The following is a 4228-nucleotide window of genomic DNA, read 5'->3' as shown; positions in this document are numbered from 1 at the left end:
CGCGGCCGGCTTGTCCTCCACCACGCGGTTGCCCTCCAGGCGCATCGCCAGCGGCGTCACCGTCTGGCCCACGCGGGCCTTCTGGAAGCCGTCGACCATCACGCGGTCGCCCGCCTTCAGGCCTTCGAGCACCAGCCACTGCGCGCCCAGGGCCTGGCCCAGGCGGATGGGCCGCTTCTCGATCTTGTTGTCGGCATTGATGAGCTGCACGCTGGGCTTGCCCGCCGGATCGCGCTGCACCGCCTGCTGCGGCAGCACGATGGCGTCGCTGGCCTCGCCGGTGGACAGGCGCGCGCGCACGTACATGCCGGGCATCAGCAGGCGCTCGGGGTTGGGAAACACCGCGCGCAGGGTGATGGCGCCGGTGGTCTGGCTCACCGTCGCGCCGGTGAACTGCAGCTTGCCCGGGTGCGGGTAGCGGCTGCCGTCCTCCAGCGCCAGGCGCACCGGCGCGCCGCCGGCGTCGACCTTGCCAAAGGTGCCGGCCTGCCACTGGCGCCGCAGTTCGAGCAGCTCCGAGCTGGACTGGGTGATGTCCACATAGATGGGGTCGAGCTGGCTGATGGTGGTCAGCGCCTGGGCCTGGTTGGCGGTGACCAGCGAACCGGGCAGCACCGCGGAGAGGTCGATCTGGCCGCTGATGGGGGCCACGATGCGGCTGTACTGCAGGTTGATGCGGGCATTCTCCAGCGCCGCCTGCGCCACGGCCACGTCGGCGGCCGACTGGGCCACCTGGGCCTGGCTTTCATCGAACACCTGGCGGCTGATGGCGTCGATCTTCACCAGCTCGGCGTTGCGCTCGGCGTTGGTGCGCGCGGTCTGCGCGGAAGCGCGCGACTTGGCCAGCGCCGCCTCGGCGCTCTTGACGGTGGCTTCCAGCGTGCGCGAGTCGATCTGGTACAGCGGTTGCCCGGCCTTGACCATCGAGCCTTCGGTGAACAGGCGCTTTTGCAGGATGCCCGAGACCTGGGGCCGCACTTCCGCGCTCTGCGAGGCCCGGGTGCGGCCGGCCAGTTCGGTGCTCAGCCCCTGGGCCTGCAGCACCACCGTGAGGTACCCGACGGTGGGGGCAGGCGGGGCCGCGGCGGGCGCCTTTTTCTCGCCGCAGGCGGCCAGCGCCAGCACGGCCGCACCCGCCAGCGCCCAGGCCCAGCGCCGCGCGCGGGCCGGTGGCCAGGGGGCGCAAGCAGCGGCGGAGAACAGGGCGGCGGGGGGCACCCGGCAGGGCTCATCGGATGCGGCGAAGGTCAATGGCATGGAAGTCGGGACGGGCTGTGGGGTGGGAGCGCGGTGAGGCGGTCGGCGGTTGCGGCCGCAACTTGCCATTGTGCGCATGCAAAGATGTCTGGAATGTAAACCCACGCCGTGGTCTCCAAAAAAGTCCGGTTCCGAGAAAAACCGCAAAAACGTCAAACCCCTTTGCGGCAGATTGTTCCGCCGCCCGCCCCCGGCGCGCGCCGCGCCCATGCCCGGCCGCTGGCACGCGCCCTGCCCCGCCATGGGCCGAACCCATTCAACGTTTCCGGGAGCACGCGCATGAACCGACGCCAGACCGCCGAGCACCAGGCCTCCATTCACGAGGCGCAAGACCACCGCGACCAGCGCAAGAAGCGCAACCCGGCCGCGAAGAAAGCCCCGCCCCAGACAGGTGCGCGCCGCCAGCCCACGACGATGCCCGAACAGCACCTGCAGACCGGCGAACAGGAATCTGATCTGGAACTGCGCCCTCGGTTCCTGGCGCCCGACTACCTGGGCAGCCAGAAGCTGCAGGGACAGGCCGCGCTGATCACCGGCGGCGACTCCGGCATCGGGCGGGCGGTGGCCATCCTGTTCGCGCGCGAGGGGGCCGACGTGGCCATCGCCTACCTCGCCTCCAAGCAGGACGCCGAAGAGACCCGGCGCCATGTGGAAGCCGAAGGGCGCCAATGCCTGGTGCTTCAGGGCGACGTGAAGGACCCCGCCTGGTGCGAACAGGCGGTGAAAGAGACCGTGGAGGCCTTTGGCAAGCTCGACGTGCTGGTGAACAACGCCGCGTTCCAGAAGCACGCCGAGTCCATCGAGGACATCGACGACGAGCGCCTGAAGGAAACCTGGGACACCAACCTCGGTGGCTACTTCCGCATGACGCGCGCCGCCCTGCCCCACCTGAAGGAAGGCGCCTGCATCATCAACACCGGCTCGGTCACCGGGCTGCGCGGCAGCGCCCACCTGCTCGACTACGCCGCCACCAAGGGCGCCATCCACGCCTTCACCAAGTCGCTGGCGAGCAACCTGCTGCCGCGCGGCATCCGCGTCAACGCCGTCGCGCCCGGCCCGGTGTGGACACCGCTGAACCCGCGCGACCAGCCGGCCGCCAAGGTGAAGGACTTCGGGGAAAAGACCGATTTCCAACGCGCCGCCCAGCCCGAGGAGCTCTCGCCGGCCTACGTCTTCCTGGCCTCGCCCTGCTGCTCGGGCTACATCACCGGGGTGGTGCTGCCGGTCACCGGCAGCGTGGACGCGATCTGACCCCGGCCCTCAAGTGGGCGCGACCACCGGCGCTTCGGCAACGACCAGCTCCTCCCGGCGCTGGTCCATCCCGCCCTCCAGCCGGGCCCAATCCACGGCCAGGGATTCCAGCCCGGGAAACAGGCGGGCCTCTTCCCATTTCATATGCGCCAGCGCGCGCTGGCACAGGGCCACGAACCGCGCGGCGTGCTGCTCGCCCTCGGGCTTGAGCGTGCGCAGGGGGTTGATCAGCGCGTGCAGCTCCACCAGGTTCCGCTCGGCGGCCTCCACCAGCCGGGCATGGGCCCCGGCCGCCTCGCGCAGCGCGGGGTAGAGCAGTTCCTGCTCCAGCGCGGCATGCACGGTCAGCTCGTCCAGCACATGCACCACCAGGGCCTGGCGCTCCACGGCGCCGGTGCCCGCGTCCAGTTGCTGGAAACGGCGGCAGGCCTGCTTCACGCGCAGATGGGTCGCTTTGAGCCCATCCACCACGTGGCGGCGGGCGGCCTGCGCAATGTCGTCGGGCGTGGCGTCGGAGGGCACGGGCGTTTCCTTGCGAGTAGAAGCCATTCAAAAATGGCCGGGCGAAGCGCGCGCCTCGCCCGGCCTCAGGCACCGCAGGCGTCAGCTGTTGTCCTTGTTCTGCTTGCCCGACGGTGAGGAGCCACTCTCGTTCTTGCCGGCGTTCTGCTGGCGGCTGGACCGCCAGGTGGAGAACTCGTCGGAGAACTTCTTGAAGCGGTCCTGGCGCCACTGGTTGTAGTCGTCGTCGAGCGCGCGCATCTGCTCGCGGCGCCACTGGCTGTAGTCCGGGTCGAACTGCTGCTCCGGCTGGTCGCGTTGGCCGCTGTAGCCCGACTGCGAGCCGCTGTAGCTGCCGCCATAGCCGCCGCCATACCCACCCGGGCCGGCGTACCCGGCGCCCCGGTAGTCCCGATCCAGCCCGCTGGGCCGGTTGAAGCGCTCGCGCGGGTCCTGGCCGGACCCGCCCCATGCGCCGTAGCGGTCTTCATCGTTGTCGCGCAGACCGTACTGGCCGTAGCGGGGCGCGTCGCCACGGTAGGGGGCAGTGTCGCCATAGCCGTAGCGCTCGTCCTGGTCGCGCTGGCCGTAGCGGCTGTGGTCCTCACCGCGCAAACCGCCGAGATCGCGCTGGGACTCGCGGCGCCAGTCGCTGCCGCCCTGCCACGCGTCATCGCGCCCCCGGCCGTAGTCGCCCTGCGGCTGGCGCGGCGATTCGTACCCGCCGCCCTGCTGGCGGTGTTGCGGGCTGAAAGCCTCCTGCTGGTCACCGCCACGCTGGCGGTTCCGGTGGTCCTGTTGTGCCATGGGAATGTCCTTTCAAAGTCGATTCAATGGATGCGGATGCCGGTTCCCTCGCAGGCCTCGGCACCCGTCCATCCCACGGCAAGGCGCGTTCCCGAACGAGACGCCAGCCCGCGCAGGGACCGGGCACGCGGCTTGCCCATGCGCGGAGTCGCCATCCACGCCCCTGCCGCACCATGAGCCTGTCTTTTCCCACCCCACCCGTTCCCGCTCACACCGCCCATGCCCATGAACTGGTGCGCCGCCTGGGCGAACCTCTTTTGGGTGGCAACCACGCCGAGGTGTTCGCCGATGCCCAGGCGGCGCGCGCTGCGCTGATGGAGACGCTGATCGGTGCGCGCGACCACATCCACCTCGACGCCGCCCTGCTCCAGTGCGCCGAACCGCAGGACGGCCTGCTCCCCCGGCTGGTGGC

At 70.5% G+C, this 4228-nt stretch carries 5 protein-coding genes; 2 read left to right on the top strand and 3 right to left on the bottom strand.

The annotated features are described in order from the left end of the window. Window positions 1-1257 (bottom strand): efflux RND transporter periplasmic adaptor subunit (locus KIT86_RS24455; RefSeq protein ID WP_297403244.1); only part of this gene is annotated, 1257 nt, incomplete at its 3' end. A gap of 279 nt (window positions 1258-1536) precedes the next feature. Between KIT86_RS24455 and KIT86_RS24450 the strand changes: the two genes are divergently transcribed. After that, complete coding sequence (locus KIT86_RS24450) at window positions 1537-2508, top strand: SDR family oxidoreductase (RefSeq protein ID WP_297403242.1); 972 nt, start codon at window positions 1537-1539, stop codon at window positions 2506-2508. A 9-nt stretch (window positions 2509-2517) separates the two neighbouring features. On the opposite strand, the gene KIT86_RS24445 is transcribed toward KIT86_RS24450, so the two are convergent. Together KIT86_RS24445 and KIT86_RS24440 are read right to left on the bottom strand one after the other, a co-directional pair. Next, a complete protein-coding gene (locus tag KIT86_RS24445) occupies window positions 2518-3030 on the bottom strand; it encodes a hemerythrin domain-containing protein (RefSeq protein ID WP_297403240.1) in 513 nt (170 codons plus the stop codon). Window positions 3031-3111: 81 nt separating this feature from the next. Further along, window positions 3112-3816, bottom strand: coding sequence for a hypothetical protein (locus KIT86_RS24440; protein WP_297403238.1), 705 nt, complete (start codon window positions 3814-3816; stop codon window positions 3112-3114). A 173-nt stretch (window positions 3817-3989) separates the two neighbouring features. On the opposite strand from KIT86_RS24440, the gene KIT86_RS24435 reads away from it, so the two are divergent. Continuing rightward, a partial coding sequence (locus KIT86_RS24435) for a hypothetical protein (RefSeq protein ID WP_297403236.1) occupies window positions 3990-4228 on the top strand: 239 nt, incomplete at its 3' end.

Source organism: Hydrogenophaga sp. (assembly GCF_026125825.1).
Lineage (GTDB): Bacteria > Pseudomonadota > Gammaproteobacteria > Burkholderiales > Burkholderiaceae_C > Hydrogenophaga.
This window is presented reverse-complemented; position numbering and strand designations above follow the sequence as displayed.